This is a genomic window from Nostoc sp. CALU 546, from assembly GCF_048836525.1.
This window is the reverse complement of sequence record NZ_JAWJTF010000100.1, coordinates 17,573-35,660: the sequence shown is the minus strand read 5'-3', so window position 1 is coordinate 35,660 and position 18,088 is coordinate 17,573. Positions and strand designations below refer to the sequence as shown.

Annotated in this window: 15 protein-coding genes; 13 read left to right on the top strand and 2 right to left on the bottom strand. The window is 43.3% G+C overall.

Features of this window, described 5'->3' with window-relative positions; translation table 11 throughout:
- The first annotated feature begins 42 nt into the window (after positions 1–42).
- The 4 genes from RRG12_RS33610 (at position 43) to RRG12_RS33595 (ending at position 5,639) form a co-directional block, all read left to right on the top strand.
- Positions 43–3,582: a PriCT-2 domain-containing protein gene (locus tag RRG12_RS33610; RefSeq protein WP_420762213.1), complete on the top strand. Its 3,540-nt coding sequence runs from the start codon at positions 43–45 to the stop codon at positions 3,580–3,582.
- A 245-nt stretch (positions 3,583–3,827) separates the two neighbouring features.
- Positions 3,828–4,340: an SMI1/KNR4 family protein gene (locus RRG12_RS33605; protein WP_420762212.1), complete on the top strand. Its 513-nt coding sequence runs from the start codon at positions 3,828–3,830 to the stop codon at positions 4,338–4,340.
- 36 nt (positions 4,341–4,376) lie between these two features.
- A complete protein-coding gene (locus RRG12_RS33600; protein ID WP_420762211.1) occupies positions 4,377–4,706 on the top strand; it encodes a hypothetical protein in 330 nt (109 codons plus the stop codon).
- A 543-nt stretch (positions 4,707–5,249) separates the two neighbouring features.
- Positions 5,250–5,639, top strand: a complete 390-nt coding sequence (locus RRG12_RS33595; protein WP_420762210.1) for a hypothetical protein — start codon at positions 5,250–5,252, stop codon at positions 5,637–5,639.
- A 62-nt stretch (positions 5,640–5,701) separates the two neighbouring features.
- Here RRG12_RS33595 and RRG12_RS33590 read toward each other — a convergent pair whose 3' ends face one another.
- Positions 5,702–5,911: a hypothetical protein gene (locus RRG12_RS33590; protein ID WP_420762209.1), complete on the bottom strand. Its 210-nt coding sequence runs from the start codon at positions 5,909–5,911 to the stop codon at positions 5,702–5,704.
- Positions 5,912–6,089: 178 nt separating this feature from the next.
- The gene (locus RRG12_RS33585; RefSeq protein WP_420762208.1) at positions 6,090–6,494 is read right to left on the bottom strand and encodes a hypothetical protein; all 405 of its coding nucleotides are present in this window, start codon (positions 6,492–6,494) and stop codon (positions 6,090–6,092) included.
- Positions 6,495–7,052: 558 nt separating this feature from the next.
- On the opposite strand from RRG12_RS33585, the gene RRG12_RS33580 reads away from it, so the two are divergent.
- From RRG12_RS33580 to RRG12_RS33540, 9 genes are all read left to right on the top strand, one after another.
- Positions 7,053–7,457 carry a plasmid mobilization protein gene (locus RRG12_RS33580; RefSeq protein ID WP_420762207.1) on the top strand — a complete coding sequence of 135 codons (405 nt, stop codon included), beginning with the start codon at positions 7,053–7,055 and terminating at the stop codon, positions 7,455–7,457.
- A gap of 2 nt (positions 7,458–7,459) precedes the next feature.
- Positions 7,460–8,893 (top strand): relaxase/mobilization nuclease domain-containing protein, encoded by a 1,434-nt coding sequence (locus RRG12_RS33575; RefSeq protein WP_420762206.1) that lies wholly within the window; start codon positions 7,460–7,462, stop codon positions 8,891–8,893.
- An 89-nt stretch (positions 8,894–8,982) separates the two neighbouring features.
- The gene (locus RRG12_RS33570; RefSeq protein ID WP_420762205.1) at positions 8,983–10,326 is read left to right on the top strand and encodes a hypothetical protein; all 1,344 of its coding nucleotides are present in this window, start codon (positions 8,983–8,985) and stop codon (positions 10,324–10,326) included.
- A 331-nt stretch (positions 10,327–10,657) separates the two neighbouring features.
- Positions 10,658–11,725, top strand: coding sequence for an NAD-dependent epimerase/dehydratase family protein (locus tag RRG12_RS33565; protein WP_420762204.1), 1,068 nt, complete (start codon positions 10,658–10,660; stop codon positions 11,723–11,725).
- Between the two features lie 219 nt (positions 11,726–11,944).
- Entirely contained in the window at positions 11,945–12,700 is a 756-nt protein-coding gene (locus RRG12_RS33560; protein ID WP_420762203.1) for a ParA family protein, read from the top strand.
- The gene (locus tag RRG12_RS33555; RefSeq protein ID WP_420762202.1) at positions 12,697–13,806 is read left to right on the top strand and encodes a ParB/RepB/Spo0J family partition protein; all 1,110 of its coding nucleotides are present in this window, start codon (positions 12,697–12,699) and stop codon (positions 13,804–13,806) included. The genes RRG12_RS33560 and RRG12_RS33555 overlap by 4 nt, the downstream gene beginning before the upstream one ends.
- Positions 13,807–13,956: 150 nt before the next feature.
- Positions 13,957–14,196, top strand: coding sequence for a hypothetical protein (locus tag RRG12_RS33550; protein WP_420762201.1), 240 nt, complete (start codon positions 13,957–13,959; stop codon positions 14,194–14,196).
- A complete protein-coding gene (locus RRG12_RS33545) occupies positions 14,193–14,582 on the top strand; it encodes a type II toxin-antitoxin system VapC family toxin (protein WP_420762200.1) in 390 nt (129 codons plus the stop codon). The genes RRG12_RS33550 and RRG12_RS33545 overlap by 4 nt, the downstream gene beginning before the upstream one ends.
- A gap of 132 nt (positions 14,583–14,714) precedes the next feature.
- Positions 14,715–17,585: a DEAD/DEAH box helicase gene (locus RRG12_RS33540; RefSeq protein ID WP_420762199.1), complete on the top strand. Its 2,871-nt coding sequence runs from the start codon at positions 14,715–14,717 to the stop codon at positions 17,583–17,585.
- Positions 17,586–18,088 lie beyond the last annotated feature (503 nt).

Below are 18,088 nucleotides of genomic sequence, written 5' to 3'. Positions count from 1 at the left end.
TAGCTCCAATTCCTCCAACACACTTCAGGAGGAATAGCTCTCATGTCACCATTACAACAATCTCATAACTCAGTATCGGCGCAATCAGCAGATGCTCAAGGGGCAAATTCTGCTGCTTTGACAAAACTTGAGTTGATTGAGAGTCGGATAATCAAGTTTGCGTTTAACGCAACTGGCACAAACAAAGACTGGGACTTTAAGAAGCTGGCCGGTAACTTCATTGATGTAGAAGGCACTCTAGCCGATGTCCAGCACCACATTAAAGCAGGCCACGCCATCTGTGCTGGCTTATTGGGTGGCAAATGGCGCAGTAAGGCCAATATTATCGGTTCTCAGTGGCTACTACTCGACATTGATAATTCTAATATTGCCCGTGATGCTTATGACAAGCCAATTAAAGACGAAAACGGGAATTCTATCAAAATTTACGATCACCAATTAACGATCGAAGAAGCCTTAGCCCATCCCTTCATTAAAAAACACTGTGCTTTAATTTACACAACTGCTAGTCATAAACCAGAGTGGCATAAATTCCGGTTGGTTTTCCTTCTCCCCGAATATGTCCAAGGCGCTGATACTGTAGAAGCTTGTACGCGCTTCCTCATGCAGCAATTGCCCCATGATCCAGCTTGTAAAGATGCAAGTCGTGTTTTCTACGGCAGCACAGAAGCAGAATTTCCGCTAGTCAACCCTGAAGCCACTTTACCAGCCGAATGGATAAGTGAAGCTGTAGCGATCGCGCAACAGGAACGGATTGAGTATCAGCAAAGAATTCAAGAAATTGAGTCACGGCGTAAAGAGTGGCGTGAGATTTCCCTCGCTGAAGGCTGGGACATTGACCAGCTAATCCAAAACGCACTTTCATTCATCCCACCACGCACCCCAGGAAGCGGTAACTATGACGAATGCCGTCAGGTGTTGATGGCTTTAGTCAATCACTACGGGCCAACGGATGCCGAAATCATCGCCGAACAGTGGTCGCCCAGCATCAAAGGTTCAACTTGGAACATTCGCGCTAAGATTCGCAGTTTTCGGCGTGGAGGAATCTCAATCGGTACACTGTTTCACATCGCCAAGCAGTACGGTTTTCGCTTCCCGCAACGGCAGTATGAATATAACAAACGCGACGAAGGACTAATTAACCGTGAACAGTGGGAGCTTGGGCGAATCAGAGAGGACTTGAGCAGCTTCCAAAATTTATTAAAGCAAGCAATCGCGCCATTTAGTTCAATATTTAAAGGATTTTTTGCCCCACCAACACGCAAGCTGAAACCCGAAATTGACACGCCTTCGCCCAATGTAATTATTTACAAGCCCGGCAATATCCCGTACATAACTGAAGTTACAGGCAATATCTCTATCTCCTGCCAGCCAGAAGAACATATTACCGCTTGGGTGGAAGCTGTTTCTAAAGGCTGGACACAAATCTTAGATAATTCTCACCCTGGACTAGGTAAGTCTTACAACGCGGGGCAACTGACGGCGGCCTTATTCGGCGTTGATAAACTAATTTACCAGGATGCCAACCACAGAAACCCATCTACACTACCGATTGAGACGAATTTTGTTGACTTACCAGTGCGTCACAACGGCTTTAAACTAGATCCCACCCGCAAAACTCCTACTGGTGAGGATTTTAAACTGTGGACTAAAGCGGGTGAGACTGCCGATACTGACGGCAATTGTCACAGAACTTATTTATTTAACGCATTTCGTAACAAGAATTTTAGCAGCCTTGATTTTGAAGAGAGCGGCATTAGTCCCATCTGTGGCGGTTGCTCCCTTAAAAATCAGTGCCGTTTTGCCAGTGGTGACGGTTTTGGCTTCCGCTTTCAAAAACGCAGTGCAATTCAAAATTATTCCGAACTCAGAGCGCACCCAGACTCTACACCAGTCACCTTAACTAACGCTGCTGACCAAACTTTCACTGTTGGGCGGTTATGGGAAGAAGCAGGAACACTCATTAAGCCCGTGCGTAGTGTTGATGTAAACCTCAGCGATTTTGAAACCACCATCGGCAAGCTGCTACTGTTAGAACCAAACATAATGTCACAGCTGCAACCTGCCCTCTTAGTTTTACACCAACTGTTAACTCAACAACTTAAAGCCACTGACCGCTACGGGTTTGATGATGCCAGCATCCGTGCGCTGCTGCCCCCTTTCCCCACAGGCTTAGATATCGAAGCGATTCAGCAAACTGTAGAACCTGATTTAACTTTCTTAGAGGACTTGGACTCAATTGATATTACCCAAGATAAACAACTCAAAAAAAGTTCTGCCGCTCGTTATGCTGCCAAAAAGGTAGTTAAAGACAGCGCACGAACGGCAGGCAGGGAGTTTCTTGACTTGCCTAATTACTGGTTGCCTGACTTTCTTGAAGCTTGGAAAGGTGATGGTAGTTTCCAATCTCAATGGGGTGTACTCAGCATTCACCGCCGAAATCCCAAACATACTGAATTGGCCCACTCTGCCAAATTTAATATTTACCTTGATGCCACTTTCAAATCCCAGCAGTTGAAATTGAAACTGGGCATCAATGAGCCTGTGTTAGTCATTGAGCAACAACGCCCAGACTACGGCAATTTAAAAGTGGTCAACGTCACTGGGCTGGGGAAACTGCCCAAAAATCGCTCTCTTCCACTCACCAACCGTGTTAATGCCCTCAAAGAAACCTTGAAAAAACTCTGCCCTACCCTTGGCATTATCGATTGGAAACAGATTGCAACCCAAGCCGAGGGCCGCACAGAATACGGTCACTTTGTCGATGGGCGTGGTGTTAATCGCTTTAGTGATGTTGCAGCGATCGCAAGTTTCGGCATTCCCTACCAAAACATCGGTGTTTTAGCAGCACAATATCAGGTGATGACTGGTGAACCAGTCAACCTGGAAGATAAAAACAGCGCTTTCCAAAAGTATCTCACAGACCTGATCCGTGCAGAAATTATCCAAGAGATTGGCCGATTACGCGCTCATCGTCGCCCCAATGTGGAGCTAACTTTTTACTTCTGCGCTGACTATGATTTGGGTTTTCTCTTAGATGAACTGCCCGGAATCAAGTTAGAGGTTGTCGATGCCTGCTCTCTATGCACCGAAGCGGGTAGCCGAGATCAGCAGACGGGACACGCCATCGTCAAAGCTTTCACCCAGCTTTGGGAGTCACACCAGAAAATTGGACAAAAGGCGATCGCCAAAATCATAGACACTACCCAAGGATGGGTGAGCCGATTTACCCAACGCTGGGGGGGCTGGGCTAGGTTTAAAAAATTATTACTCCTACTATTAGATAGTCTTTATAGCGGTAGTAATAAAAATGTCACAGACTTGAGCGACGAAGAAAGGTGGTTTGCCCGTGAATACTTCCCAACGCTGATTGATGAAGCGGAATCATCGAGAGAAGATGCCTTAGAACATATAGCTGAAGTTGCCACAGTCCTTACTCATACTGCACTGCGACGAATTGTGCATCACTGTACCCCGGCTGTTAAGGCTGACTTGTTGATGATTATCTTGCGTTGTCTGCCGAATGAAGTTTACTCAGACTTTGCCCCACTGCAAGCCGTAACTAACCCGACAGTGACCTGAAAAAATTTATCCGAAATCATTTCTACTGACTCATCAGTAGTAAAAGATGCTCTGCTTCATGATTGTCTACTTAATCATTGAGTGAGCGTCCCGTTCAGTATGCCTATAAGTGGGTTGGTTTTCGAGATGGAAACTTGGAACGAAGTTTTTTAACTACTCTAGGATTAACTCAAATAAAGCAATATCCATCACACTGGTAATTAAACGATAAGTTTGTTGTCCGTACATCAATTGTTTCTTTAAATATGAACAAATACTTTATCAACTGCAACCTCAATAATTTCTGGTCAGATAACGAATACGCCAAAAACTATCAATCTGCACCAGTTACCTACGATTTAATTGAAGTAGTTGAAAAAGAGCTTGGCTTCAAACTACCCCAGTCCTATATTGAACTAATGAAGACGAGAAACGGAGGCATACCCAATAAAACTTTCTTTGCCACAACTGAGGAAACTACTTGGGGAGATAGAATCGCAATAGAAGGAATTTTTGGGATTGGTGTTGACAGTTCAGATTTTGCTCTGTGCGGAAATAATGGCAACCAATTTTGGATTAACGAGTGGGGCTATCCCGATTTTGGGGTTTATATCTGTGACACGCCTTCAGGCGGACACGATTTGATTATGCTGGACTATCGCAAGTGCGGCAAGAATGGCGAACCGGAAGTAGCGCACGTTGATCAAGAGAACGACTATAAGGTAACAACCATTGCCACTAACTTTGAAACGTTTATCACACGTTTAACCGGGGATTGAGCCGATTTACAGGGCGTTTTGGGGGGCTGGGCTAGGTTGAAAAAATTATTACTTCTACTATTAGACAGTCTTTATAGCGATAGTAATAAAAATTTGGCTGACTTAGACGACGATGAAAAGTGGTTAGCCCATACATACTTCCCGATGTTGATTGCTGAATCGGAGTCATCACCAGATCACCTGTTAGAGGGGGTGGCGGAAGTTGCCGAAGTTCTTGGTACTAGGGCGATGCGGCGAGTTTTACACAGATGTAGCCCTCAAGTTAGGGCTTCACTGCTGATGACTTTCGTGAGTTGTTTGCCTACTGAAGTTTACTCAGACTTTGCCCTGGTGCAAACCAACTGTAACCCGACAGTGAGCTTGTAAAATTTATCGGTTTTCATTTCTACTGTCCTCATCAGTAGTAAAAGATGCTCATAATAATGATTTTTTACTGAATCATTTACTGAGCGTCCCGTTCAACATAACTATATACTTAAGTATAAGCACGGTACGAAAAATTACGTAGTTTCCTGTAAAGAGATGATAAACAAGCTCTTTTGAAACAGAAAATTAGTATAAGAACGGAGGAAAAATTACGTAGTTTCCTGTAAACAGATAATAAACAAGCTCTTTTGAAACAGAAAACTATACTAACTATTCTCTGAATAATTCAGTATTAATGTTACTGTCGAAGGGTTGACAAATACGTAAATTTTATCTATTATGTAATATGGGCACAATAATATAAGTATTGACAAGTAAATATCAAAACCGCTATGCTAGTATCCATAGCGAAAGACCCCTTGTGTGATTTCCGATGTCACGCAAGTGGGTCTTTGTATATGTTCGCTTCCTGATGAAAGTTTTGCCGACCTACTCAGGGAGTCATTGAATTTTTCGCCCAGTTATACGACTGGTCAATTTAGTATGACACAAAAACTTAATTATAGCAACCTTCAGAAACTAATTGATTCCGGATCGGAAAGTTCTGAGGTTTTGACCAATACTAACACCGTTGATTCCATTGTTCAACCGCTAGTGGCAACAGTTAAAGAAGATGCGATTAAATCTGCTGAAACTACCTTAGAAGTATTTGCAGAGGCGGTCTTAGACAATATTTTGGAAGCGGGTGAAGAAAATCCAGTCAAACGCTGGATGGAAATCGCTGCTCCGATTTTAAAATCAGGCGGTAAAACTGTAGCTGTCATTTTGGCGCTAGGCTTCATATCCATACCTTTAATGGTCAGTGGTAGTCCTTGGGTGGCTTTAGTCTTATCCATTGGGGCGAGTGTAACCGCCATTTGTTCGTGTCTCTAGCGTCTTTGCGGTCACAGTGGTCGGACAGACTTTAAACTACCATTGCCACTACAAACGCACTTTTAACCACACCTAGAACATTCCCTAGTGTGGTTTTTATTTGTTTGCTCAGTGACAATCACTTTCTCTGGACAGCTTTGTTTCTGCTCGTTTTGGCTATAAACTTTTAACTCAATCTTTTGTGATTGATTTTGTGTAAGGACACTCAAGTTAGACAGCAGAGGTAATAAAACAATACTTGCGCCTAGAATCCAAGGTTTAAACCTAATCATATTTATACTCAATAGCTAAAGTATTTCTAGGATGCACTTACATTGAAGTGATTCACCAGATTGTTACAGTTTAGCCAATTTATATTTCTTCATCTTTGGAAATTTTTGGCACAAAAGCTAGCCTGTTTGGTTCTCTAGTTGGTTCCGATTCTTCCTCTTGCTCCTGGGAAACTTGCTGTTAACTTTTACTCTTGCCCTTCTTACTGTTTACAGGTGCTTCTTCAGCTTCGCTGTTTTCAACAATTACTTGCTGATTTTCAGTAGCCCTATCCTCTGATGCACTACTATCGCCGTTATCAGATGCTTTCTGAGAGCGACGGCTGCTTTTCTTCAACTCACCGATTAAATATTTGATTCTGCTGCCAGCCAAATTAATCCCCAAACCCTTCAGCATCTCCGATACTTCATCATAAGTGTAGCCGTACTTATCAGAGGTCAGCTTCTCAATGTACCGTCTCATTTTCCTGATGGCCTCTCTGTCAGATACATCTTCTCGCTCTTTTGGTTTCTGCTCCTTCAGCAGATTGATGGCCTTATCAATCTTCTGTTTCGTGATTATTTCTGAATTCTGATGTTCACTCATGGTTATCTTGTGAATCCCGATTAACTGATAATTATCGGCTATTTGAAATAATTTGATTCAAAATCCTAAAAAAAATCGGCTATTGCGGCTACGCCGAATTACCTCTTCATATTACGGCTACGCCTTATATTTTTTAGTGTGGCAGCTTCGCTGGTATTCTTATTCAAGCTAATGCTAAAAAATTTGACTATTACAGCTACGCTGAATCTAGACTTTTACTTAAAAAAGCTACGCTGAATTATTTTTTAGTATTGTGGCTACGCCGAACCACAATTTACCTCATGCTTGATTTTACCAAATTCCGGCTACGCCGTTGATATATCCCTCTGTAGGTTGTAGGATGAACAGCATCACGGCTACGCCGTTGTACTCCCGCCCTCAGCCTCGCGCTGTGCCTCCGTATATACGTAGCACTTGACACATCGTTCTAGCCCGTATTTGGGCTAGAAGCAAGCCGTGTCTTTTGCCTACGGCAAACCTCGCTCCGCTCGGACGACAGGCTTGCCAAAGGGGGAAGTGTCCCCACTTTGGAAACCCCCTCTCATACCTTCCTCAGTTATGCGCCCGAAACTTTCAAAAAACCTGCTTCGTACCAAGACATTGGAAGCTCGTGTCAACGCAATCGAACACGAGATGATTAAGTTGAAAGCATCAGACGCGGGACTAAGCATAGCTGAATTAACTAGACGCAGTGTTTTACTAAAACCACTGCCCAAACGACTGAGCAAAATAACCCTAGCTACTTATAGAGAATTAGTCCGCATCGGCAGCAATATTAATCAACTCACCAGAGCTACCAACACAGCTATTAAAATGGGACTGCGACCACCCGCAGATCCAGAACAATTGGAACAACTGCGAAACCTCTTACAACAAATTGGTCGGGAACTGTCCCAAATCGAAACTGAAATTACTGATGACGATGACATTGATGATGACGGTGATTCGGAAGACTGGGAGTAAAAATGATTGGCAACCAAACCAAAGGTAAAAGCTTTCGCGGACTCCTTGACTATCTCTCTAACAAAGAGCAGTCATCTTTAATTGGTGGCAATATGTTTGGCACAAATGCCAGAGAACTCGCTAGAGAATTTCGACTGTCTCGACAACTTAACCCAGAAGCGGAGAAAGTAGTTCATCATGTTTCGCTCTCACTAAGCCCAGGCGAACAGCTAGACAATGATACTTGGTGCGAGATAGCTGAAAAGTACATCGAGGAAATGGGTTACACAGCTAACCAATATGCCATCTACCGCCACAACGACCGCAACCACGACCACATACACATTTGCGCTAGTAGAATCAGTTTGGATGATGGCAAGATTACCCGCGATAGCTGGGAGTATGTGCGCTCTGAAAAAATCATTCGTCAGCTAGAACTAGAATATGGTTTACAGCAAACTCTCAGTAGCAAGGAGAAACTGAACCGCGCCCCCAGCTATGGGCAACAGCGACGAATCGAAAGGGAACAACTAGAATACGAGCATGGTTTGAGAAACACGCCGCCACAGCAGTCAATCAAAACCCAACTAATTGAACTAATCGACCGCGCCATAGTAGATAAACCGACTATGCCGCAACTGGTTGAGCGATTGCAATTACAAGGTGTAGAAGTTCGTCACGGATTAACACGCAACGGTAAAAGTAAGGGCATCTCGTACTCGTGGAATGACCAGAAATTTAGCGGCACATCTTTGGGGCCTGCCTACACATTCCCAGGTTTACAAAAACATAAGTTTATTGACTACCAACCACAACGGGATGACGCACTCCTTGAGCATCTGTTGAAAAATCCTAGAGAGCGAATAGTTGTTAGCCAACAGTTAGAAACCTCACGACAAGATTCGGGATTAACAGCTAGCCCAGTCCGAGAACTTGAGCGAGGTTCAAGTCAGTCATTCGAGGCGATTACTGCAATTGTCCGATATCTTGAACTACAAGAAATTGAGCAGTCATTAACAAAGTCTCCCCTAAGTGAAACGTTACCACAATTAACAGAGCAACTCTCTCAATATCGGCAGCAACTACAAGCAAGAAGAACCGCATTCGACGGACTAGACGCGGCGATTACTCAAGAGTTACAATCCCATGTAGAGAAAAGAGCCATTTCATCAATTTCTGATTATATTGAGCAATCGGCTGTCTCTTCAGCATTGACTGAAGCAGTATTAGAATTAACACAACAACTTTCTCAATATAAAGACCAACTCGTTACAGCCAAAACTACATTTAATGACTTGGATGCAGTGCTTGCGACTGAGTTACAATCCATTGCAGAGAAGAAAGCTATTTTATCGATTTCTGATTATATTGAGCAATCGGCTGTCTCTTCAGCATTAACTGAAGCAGTATATCGATTTCTGATTATATTGAGCAATCGGCTGTCTCTTCAGCATTAACTGAAGCAGTATTAGAATTAACGGAACAACTTTCTCAATACAAAGAGGAACTCATTACAGCTAAGACTACATTCAATGACCTGGATGCAGTGCTTGCGAATGAGTTACAATCCCATGTAGAGGAAAAAGCAATTTCATCAATTTCTGATTATATTGAGCAATCGGCTGTTGAATCAGCATTAACTGAAGCAGTATTAGAATTAACGGAACAACTTTCTCAATACAAAGAGGAACTTGTTACAGCTAAAGCTACATTTAATGACCTGGATGCAGTGCTTGCGACTGAGTTACAATCATATCTAGAGAAGAGAGCCATTTCATCAATTTCTGATTATGTTGAACAATCGACTGTTGAATCAGCATTAGCTGAAACAGTATTAGAATTAACACAAAAGCTTTCTCAAAATCAGCAGCAGCTATCAGCCGAAAGAACCATATTCGACGACCTGGAAGCAGCGATTGTTTATTTAGAGCAACTCCATAGATCGCAAAAAACTGTGGATGCAGTTGCTCTTAATCAAACTCCAACTATAACCACAGATGAACCAAAGCTAACCCCGAATCAAACAGCCGAGTTATATAAGTATTACAGCGCCGACTTGCAAAACTTATTAGTGACTGACCGAGACAAAGAAATCGCGCTTAGGGCATTATTAGATAATAAGCCAGTCCAAGATGTTGAAGAAATTATCTTTGCCAGTCCAGCCGGATGGACTACTGATGAAGCTAAAGCATTAGTTCTAATCGCTAATAATCAACTGGCATCTGATAGAGAGCAAAAACAGCGTTCACCCCAGTTTACACCACCGCCAGAGGATGAAAGTCTACGCCCAGTATTACAGCATTTCTTGACTCAAAAACGCGGTATAACAAACTTCCTTGTACACCCATTACAGCAGCAGGGGTTGGGTTACATAGACCAGCACCGAAATGTTGTCTTTATCAAGCGCTCTTTAAACGGTGAAAAGTCAGGCGCACTGGTTTGGGACACCCATCGGCTTGACAATCGTTGTACGGAGTACCCCAAAAACAGCGATCGCTCTCCTGGATGGTTTCATTTCAAATTGGGTGGAGAGCCTGACGATAAAATCGAGAGGGTATACCTGTGTTCTTCCCCCATTGATGCGCTGACAATGGCAGAAATTGACTCTAGTGGACACAAGGGGCAACTACCAGCGAGAACAATGTACATGGCAGTGGATGACCCGGATGACTTGCCTGTAGAATTCCTCAGAAATATCAACAGAATTGGGCTGGCATTTAATAATGATTCACAGGGAAATGAAACATCTCTTGTCGTTCAGTCAATCCTGCCCCAGGCTAAAAGAATTGCACCTAGTGGGCTTACTTGGAATGAGATTCTTATTAGAGAGCGGCAGCAGCAGCAAGAGATACTGGAGCAAAAGCAACGGGGGCGTGGTTTTAGTCGATAATCTCGCGTTGACCCGACGAACTCGTGACCGCTACGCTCTCGGAGTCGGTGGCTCTTACGGGCATGAAGTTTATGGTTGGGACAACTAGATCCTCAAGCCCGCAAGAGCCACTTCGCTGACGCCGACTCCGAGCCACGAGTTCTTAAATCCTTGAAATAAAGAAGTTAACAGTATCAGCGTGAGCAGAACTTGAATCTTTAAAACTCGATGATCCTCTACAAGTATTTTTTTGTCACTCAGCACTTAGAGATAAGTAAGTCATATCAGGCGTTACCGTGTTATTTTGAAAAAAATGTACGTTACTCAATACCAACTTAAAGGCTGAAAGTACATGAAGATTTTGGTCATTGGCGGCACAGGGTTTATCGGTCTGCACGTTGTTCGCAAACTTGTTCAATCAGGGCATCAAGTCACGGTATTCCATCGAGGCGTAACATTGAAGCATCGAGCAACGGTATTCCATCAAGGAGCGACACCCTCCCATTTGCCGCCAGAAGTAAACTACATCAATGGAGATCGCCACCATCTAGAAGACTATCGGCATGAGTTTCAAAAGCTTGCGCCCGAAGTAGTATTAGACATGATTGCGCTTACTGAGGCTCATGCTCTCCTGACGATGGAGACATTTAGGGGTCTGACTCAAAGAGTTGTAGCAGTCAGCAGCATAGATGTCTATCGCGCTCGTGACATAATTTGGAAACGAGAAGCGGGACTGATTGATCCAGTTCCACTAACAGAGTCAGCGCCCTTACGCTCACAGTTCTATCCGTATCGAGAGTCAGCCGACGAAGGTTCAATCGTTCCACCTGATTACGACAAGATTTTGGTTGAACGAGTCATCATGGGCGATTCTCACATTGAAGGCACCATTATAAGATTGCCGATGGTTTATGGAGCAGGAGATTATCTACATCGCTTTTATCCTTACTTAAAGCGAATGGATGATCATCGTCCTGCTATTGTCTTAGAAGAAGGTTATGCTCACTGGCGTGGTAGTTACGGCTATGTTGAAAACGTAGCGGCTGCCATTGCTCTGGCGGTTACAGATCACCGTGCTAAAGGTCAAATTTACAATGTTGCTGAACTAGAAGGGCTATCCGAAGCAGAGTTAGCTAAAACAATTGGGCGGATTATCGCTTGGAGCGGAGAGATTATTATTGTACCTAAATCTCACATACCAGAGTTGTCGCAATTACCGTGCAATTTTGAGCAGGATTGGCTATTAGACTCTACTCGCATTCGTGAAGAGTTAAATTATGCTGAACCAATTGACCAGGACGAGGCATTCAGACGAACTATTGATTGGGAGAGATTAAATCCACCGGAGGCATCCCACACAAGTGATCTTTTAGATTACGAGACAGAAGATGCCATTTTAGCATTAGATGTAGTAGTGTAGCCCAAGACTGCATTGGATTGAAGCTTTCGGCTTAGTTTTAATGACCATACCGTAATTGCACAAGCGATCGCAGAAATTAGCAATCACTCTCATTAAAGATAAAACTTGGTATGAATTGTATATTGGTGGTGAAATTTACCCCATCCCTAAATAAACAGTACTGATTGCCCCATCAACAGTTATCTTAAGGTGTAACGGTGCAGGTAAACCAACTCACTTATGAGCCGAATCATCGCAGTTTTTAATCAGGCGGGAGGTGTTGCCAAAACCACCCTTACCCAAAACTTGGGCTACCAAATAGCGCAATTGGGTCATCGTGTTCTGCTCATCGACATAGATCCCCAAGCCAGCTTAACTATTTTTATGGGCTTGGTTCCAAGAGACATAGAGCAAACTGTCAACAATGCCATTGTCGATGAACAACCTCTGCCAATTTATGAGGGCATTCACGGCATGGATTTAGCCCCTGCCAACATCTCTCTCAGCACGGCAGAAATGCAATTGGTTAATGCTTCCATGCGCGATTTCCGCCTGAAAGAGGCTATTGAACCAATTGAAGACAATTACGATTTTATCTTAATAGATTGCCCTCCCAGCTTAGGGCTACTCTCTTACATATCCCTTGTAGCAGCTACTCATGTTCTCGTTCCCCTAGAAACCCATTTCAAAGCCTTTGAGGGAACAGGCGAATTACTAAAAACGGTTGCTACAGTACGTAATAAACCAAACCGCAAATTGCAAATAGCCGGATTTGTACCAACAAAATACGATGCCCGTAACTCACAGGACACCCGTACTTTAGCAGCTATCACCGAACAATTAGCCAGCGCCGGAACTGTCTTCGCCCCCATTCCTCGCTCCACTGCTTTTGTTGATGCTTCAGAAGAACGAATGCCCCTTGCAGTTTACGATCCAAAGCACCCATCTGTTGCAATCTTGAAAAAAATAGCCGTTAGTTTAGAATCATTAAAATGAGACGCACTAAAGCAAGCCAACCTCTCAAAAGCAAAATTGATGTACCTTGGGACACCACAGGCGCATTGAATGCTGGTTCTGCTCAATCCATGCCCTTAGACCAAATTGTTCTGCCGCCGAATCAACCGCGCCGTTACTTTGACCCGGAAGCATTAAAGCAGTTAACTGAATCCATCAAGCAGCATGGCATCCTGCAACCTCTGTTGGTGCGTCCACTAGCCTCTGGGAAATACGAAGTAGTAGCAGGAGAACGACGCTACAGGTCAGGAATTGAAGCCAAACTTGAAGCTGCACCTGTGGTTGTGCGTGAGCTATCTGATGACCAAGCGTTTCAGTTGGCACTGATCGAAAACTTACTTCGAGAAGACCTGAACCCAGTTGAAGAAACTGAAGGTATCCTGCAACTGCTGTCTCTCAAACTAGGTCGAAGCGTTGAGGAGATCCCGCCATTACTGTATCGTCTACAACGCCTACAGAACAAAGCATCTACAGTTACCCATAACGTTATGGGCGCACACGATAGCGAAGGTGATGAACCTACCCATAACGTTATGGGCGAAGTTGAAACTGAGTCCAATAATAACGTTATCAGCGACGATAAAGGCGATATTGAGTTATCTACCCATAACGTTATGGGCGAAACCGAAACGGATGATTCAGCCCTTAATCATGAGCCTGCTGTAAACCAAGACCTCAAAATCATTGAAGGAGTGTTTGATGGTTTAGGGTTAATGACCTGGGAATCTTTCGTTAAGAACCGCCTGCCCTTGTTAAACCTCCCAGAAGATATCCTTGATGCGCTAAGGGAAGGCTCACTTGAGTACACCAAAGCTAGAGCGATCGCCCAGATTCAGAAATTAGATGAGCGTGTTGAGTTTTTAGAACAAGCTCTTGCTAACAACTGGTCTTTAAGCGAAATCAGACAGCGTATTCTTGAGAAGAAAACCCCAGCCTCTACCCCAAACACCGAGTCTAACAATTACAAAGAGCGCTTTACTGCTGCGACTACTAAACTAAGAAAGTCCCGTATTTGGTCAGACCCGAAAAAGCGCAAGCAAATAGAAAAACTACTTGCACAACTAGAGACGCTGACAAATGTTGAGTAAGCTCAAGTTGCCACTGCTTCCCGTTTCTTTCGTTTTCATAACTTACGCAAGTCACGGTTAAAAAGTCAGAGAAGCCAAAGCGCCATAATAAAAACTAGAGAAAGTAACATCCGTTTCTCTTTTTCTCCATTAATAAATAGGAGTACTAAGATGGAAGCTCACAAAATAGAAGCTGTTTTAACCGAAGATGGAACTTTGATGCTACAGGGCTTACCTTTTCATGCGGGGGATGCTGTGGAGGTGATTATTCTGTCAGCTAAAACTCCACAAAATAAAGGAGCAGCGCCTATCCAACCAGACACAAATCTTTATCCAATGCGCGGTAAAGTAATCCGTTACGATGATCCAACAGAACCTGTTGCCTTGTCAGATTGGGAAGTTTTGCAATGATCTTACTTGATACCCATATCTGGGTTTGGTGGGTTGATGATAACTCCAAACTAACTACAAAGTATCGCTCTTGGATAGAAGAATATCAATTTCAGGGTTTGGGAGTAAGTATTGTTTCTTGTTGGGAGGTCGCCAAATTAGTAGAAAAAAATCGGCTGGTTTTTTCTTGTTCAGTTAATGAATGGTTGGAAACAGCTTTGGCTTATCCCGGAGTAGAGCTATTAAATTTAACCCTGCCCATAGTAGTTGATTCAACTCAATTAAGCGGATTTCATAGCGACCCTTTTGACCAAATTATTGTAGCTACAGCCAGAAATTATGGGTGTCCAATGTTAACTGTTGACGCGAAAATCCTTAACTATTCTGGTGTGGTAACGCTTTCATAACGTTCTGAGCAATTATAATTGTTAATTTTTTTGTGGAAAACTGCTGACTACTTCGGTATGTTGGCGATAAACGACAAAAAATATTAAGTTAGTCAGAGTGCCAGTAGTACAGTCGCTCCCACAAGTGTTCCTATGCTAGAGTCAGAAAAACTTATCCAGATAGTACAAGCTTGGTTAGCCTACATCAGGTTAGAAGAACTGACTCAAGCCGAGGTCGAGCGTTCTTCAGATATTTATTCAAAAGTAGTAGATAAGGGAGTGCAGCTTGTTGGCAACAAGTTACTGTTAGATAGCGAAGTATTTACGCAATTCCAGCAACAGCAACAAGCAGCTAAAAGAGGGAACAAAAATGATGTTCAGATGGCTGTTGCTTTCCCACAAATCTATATAATCAACGGCAAGGGCAAAGACCAAAAGCTGAAATACCTGCCTCTGTTCACAATTGATATTTCACCCATATTCAAAGGTAATTACCGCAAAACTGGCTGGGACTTGACCGAATACGAGTTTCAGCCAGTGGTTGTTAATTTGATGAGGCTGTACGGACTAGAGGAGGAGCAAGCCGAATCACTGATTGTTGCGTCAGGAATTGGAAAATTTTTAGAAGATACATTTAAAGGAAGATTCCCAACGCTTCGAGACTTTCTTGAACTGGTAGATTTACCCGAAGGGAAGTACAAAACCTCTCGACAACCTTATTTGCTTCGCTGCGACTTTACACCCTATAACGCCCTTCTGAAACTTGACATACAAGAAATATTCAAGGAACTTCAACAACTTGACTCTAAGGCTGGATGGCTAACTGAAACTCACCCAGCCATGCAGTACTTATGGGGAGAGCCACAATCACCCAGAGATGAGGTAATGTTCTGGGGAGCTTTCCCGGATCATGCGCCTGATGAATTTCAAGCATCAGTTATTAAACACACCCAAGAAAATTTACTAACTGCTGTTTGTGGGCCGCCGGGGACTGGAAAAACGGAGGTGTTTCTGCACCTCATAGCACAGCAAGTAGTAAATCGAGCGTTACGGCTTGTTCAGGGTCTTGATGATATAAATAATTTAATATTCTTTGTCGGCGCTAATAACAGCACCGTTAAAAAATTCCAACAACGACTGGCTATAGATTCTCCTGCTCAACAGTTTTATCTTTCAGGCGGCAATCAAGCTAATATCCGTAAGTCAACCTTACCCAAACTGCAATCAACCCAAGATTGGCTGCGTAATACTGAATTTAATCAATCTGCTTGGCAACAAGCCAAACTCAAATTAATGCAAGCAGAAAGTGAAATTCAGCAACTCCAAGAGCAAGACCGCTTTAATACTGCTCAAAAAGTCACTGATGTTGAACGGCGATCGCAACTGGATCTAGAAATACAATTACTCAATGACGATATTTCTGCTAAATCTGCCGAGTTACAAGCCCTAACTGAACAGCTATCAAGTGTGTGTGATTACGAAAATTTTCCCATTGATGCTTACCAGCAGATACAAGAAGCTTTAACCCAGGCAGAACGAGAACTGCCAAAAGATTCAGACTCCATCACAAAACGCGCCTTAGACTGGCTCAATGCTACTACTAATAAGCGAATTTTTCAGCGTTTGGCGAATCGGGTAAATGCGGCTGTCTTAAACACCTTAGCAACAGCGCATCCCTTTCAAATACCCATTGACCTCTCTAGTTTAACCACAGCAATCACCTCTGTTAACCAAAAAATCGGTTTCTCACGGCAATGGCGGAATCTTAACCGGACATTCAGCGAAATTCAAAACCAAATAGCGGCTTTAACTAAGGAACTAGAGCTAAAGCTTGCTCAACAGCAACAAATCCAAAAACAACTTGATAGTTACCCCCAAGCTGATTTCTACAGTCGTTTTTACCGTGACTACCACCAATTGCAGCTAGAACTATTTCAACGTGCCTGGGTGTTTCTGTTGCAAGAAACTCTCCGACGCAAGGATAGCGTTATGAGGGCATTAGAAACTTACGGCAGTGTATTAGCTGGGGATGGAGAGGCATTGCTAAAACTGTCAACTGATAGTGATGCCATTTACCGTGACTTGAGCTTGATTTTCCCTGTCATTACCTCCACCCTTCAATCAATGCGTAATATGTTGCCAATTCTTCAGCCTAATATCATCAAGCTGGCACTGGTGGATGAAGCGGGGACAACTCTTATACATCAATTATTTCCTTTGCTGGTGCGATCGCAACAGGCAGTAGTAGCAGGCGACCCCCAACAAATTGAGCCTATCGTCAATATGAGCGACGATACCATCAAACAATATTTTAAAACTGCCTTTCTGGATCGGGGCATGAGGAATGAAGATTACTATCGCTATGCCCCCACCGCCAAATACACAGCTACCGCTTATCATCGTGCTGCTGGTGCTAGTGGTACTGAAGGGGACAAAGGCAATGGCATTATTCTGAGAAATCATTACCGTTGCACCCCGGACATTATCCAGTTTTGCAGCCCCAACTATCCCGGTGGTCTGCAAATTCTTTCCGACGATCGCCAGACGGCAACAGAGCCGCATCTACTGGCTTACCATGTTGAGGGAAGCCACACCCATAACACTAATCCAGAAGAAATCAACGCTGTAGAAGCTGTAATAGCGTCCTTGCTAAAGCAAGGTTACTCTGTTAGCGCGGAGGATAACTCAAAGACAATTGGGGTAATGTCGCCGTTTTTGCAGCAAGCTAACGCGCTCAAGTATCGGCTCTCTAACCGTTGGCGAAACTTTTCTTGGGATGATATTGGCACGGTTCACACCTTCCAGGGGGGAGAGAAAGCAGCTATTATCTTTTCTCCTTACCAGTGTCACCAAGAGCATAGTTTTTGGTTCCTCAACCGCAAACCCAATTTACTGAATACAGCCGTTAGTAGGGCCAAGGATTTGTTTGTTTTAGTGGGGAATGTTAGGGAACTAGAATTAGCTGGAGGTGAAACTAAGCGGTTAGTTGAACATATTCGGCAACATGGAGAGATTCGCACTTGAGTGGGGCTTGAATCAGTAAAGTATTAGAGCAAAGTAACTGATCAGACCATCGCTTAAGTAAAACCTCCGGTTCTTCTTTATTGGTACGAATTACGGTGTGGGTGCAGGGGAAGGATGTTTTCCTGCATAGTAAACAACAACTTTCAACTGTTGCTCATCAGGAACATAAAATACTTTGTCCCCTTTTGTCACTTCGTATTTCCATGCCCCCTTGTAGAGTTTGCCCTTCAAAGGGAAAACACGCCCTGGCTGTCTGGTTGTTGGTGCAGTACATAAATTTATTTTGAGTTCTATTGAGAATAGACTAGCCTTATTGACATGATCGACCGCCCTGCTGATGAGGACAAGCTAAAAGCTGTGTCACAGCTTAGTTTTTTAGGGTAAGAATAAACTGAAATTTTTTGCTAGAGAAATTACTGAACCTTTAAAAATTTTCAAAAAAATTAATACTTATAATCACTAGTTAGTTTGTATGCTAATTAAACTGCCAATAGCTTGATAAT

Bases quoted from the DNA above. Each gene is read 5' to 3' on its own strand.
- RRG12_RS33610 (WP_420762213.1), top strand. From the start codon at position 43: ATGTCACCATTACAACAATCTCATAACTCAGTATCGGCGCAATCAGCA.
- RRG12_RS33605 (WP_420762212.1), top strand. From the start codon at position 3,828: ATGAACAAATACTTTATCAACTGCAACCTCAATAATTTCTGGTCAGAT.
- RRG12_RS33595 (WP_420762210.1), top strand. From the start codon at position 5,250: ATGACACAAAAACTTAATTATAGCAACCTTCAGAAACTAATTGATTCC.
- RRG12_RS33590 (WP_420762209.1), bottom strand. From the start codon at position 5,911: ATGATTAGGTTTAAACCTTGGATTCTAGGCGCAAGTATTGTTTTATTA.
- RRG12_RS33585 (WP_420762208.1), bottom strand. From the start codon at position 6,494: ATGAGTGAACATCAGAATTCAGAAATAATCACGAAACAGAAGATTGAT.
- RRG12_RS33580 (WP_420762207.1), top strand. From the start codon at position 7,053: ATGCGCCCGAAACTTTCAAAAAACCTGCTTCGTACCAAGACATTGGAA.
- RRG12_RS33575 (WP_420762206.1), top strand. From the start codon at position 7,460: ATGATTGGCAACCAAACCAAAGGTAAAAGCTTTCGCGGACTCCTTGAC.
- RRG12_RS33565 (WP_420762204.1), top strand. From the start codon at position 10,658: ATGAAGATTTTGGTCATTGGCGGCACAGGGTTTATCGGTCTGCACGTT.
- RRG12_RS33560 (WP_420762203.1), top strand. From the start codon at position 11,945: ATGAGCCGAATCATCGCAGTTTTTAATCAGGCGGGAGGTGTTGCCAAA.
- RRG12_RS33555 (WP_420762202.1), top strand. From the start codon at position 12,697: ATGAGACGCACTAAAGCAAGCCAACCTCTCAAAAGCAAAATTGATGTA.
- RRG12_RS33550 (WP_420762201.1), top strand. From the start codon at position 13,957: ATGGAAGCTCACAAAATAGAAGCTGTTTTAACCGAAGATGGAACTTTG.
- RRG12_RS33545 (WP_420762200.1), top strand. From the start codon at position 14,193: ATGATCTTACTTGATACCCATATCTGGGTTTGGTGGGTTGATGATAAC.
- RRG12_RS33540 (WP_420762199.1), top strand. From the start codon at position 14,715: ATGCTAGAGTCAGAAAAACTTATCCAGATAGTACAAGCTTGGTTAGCC.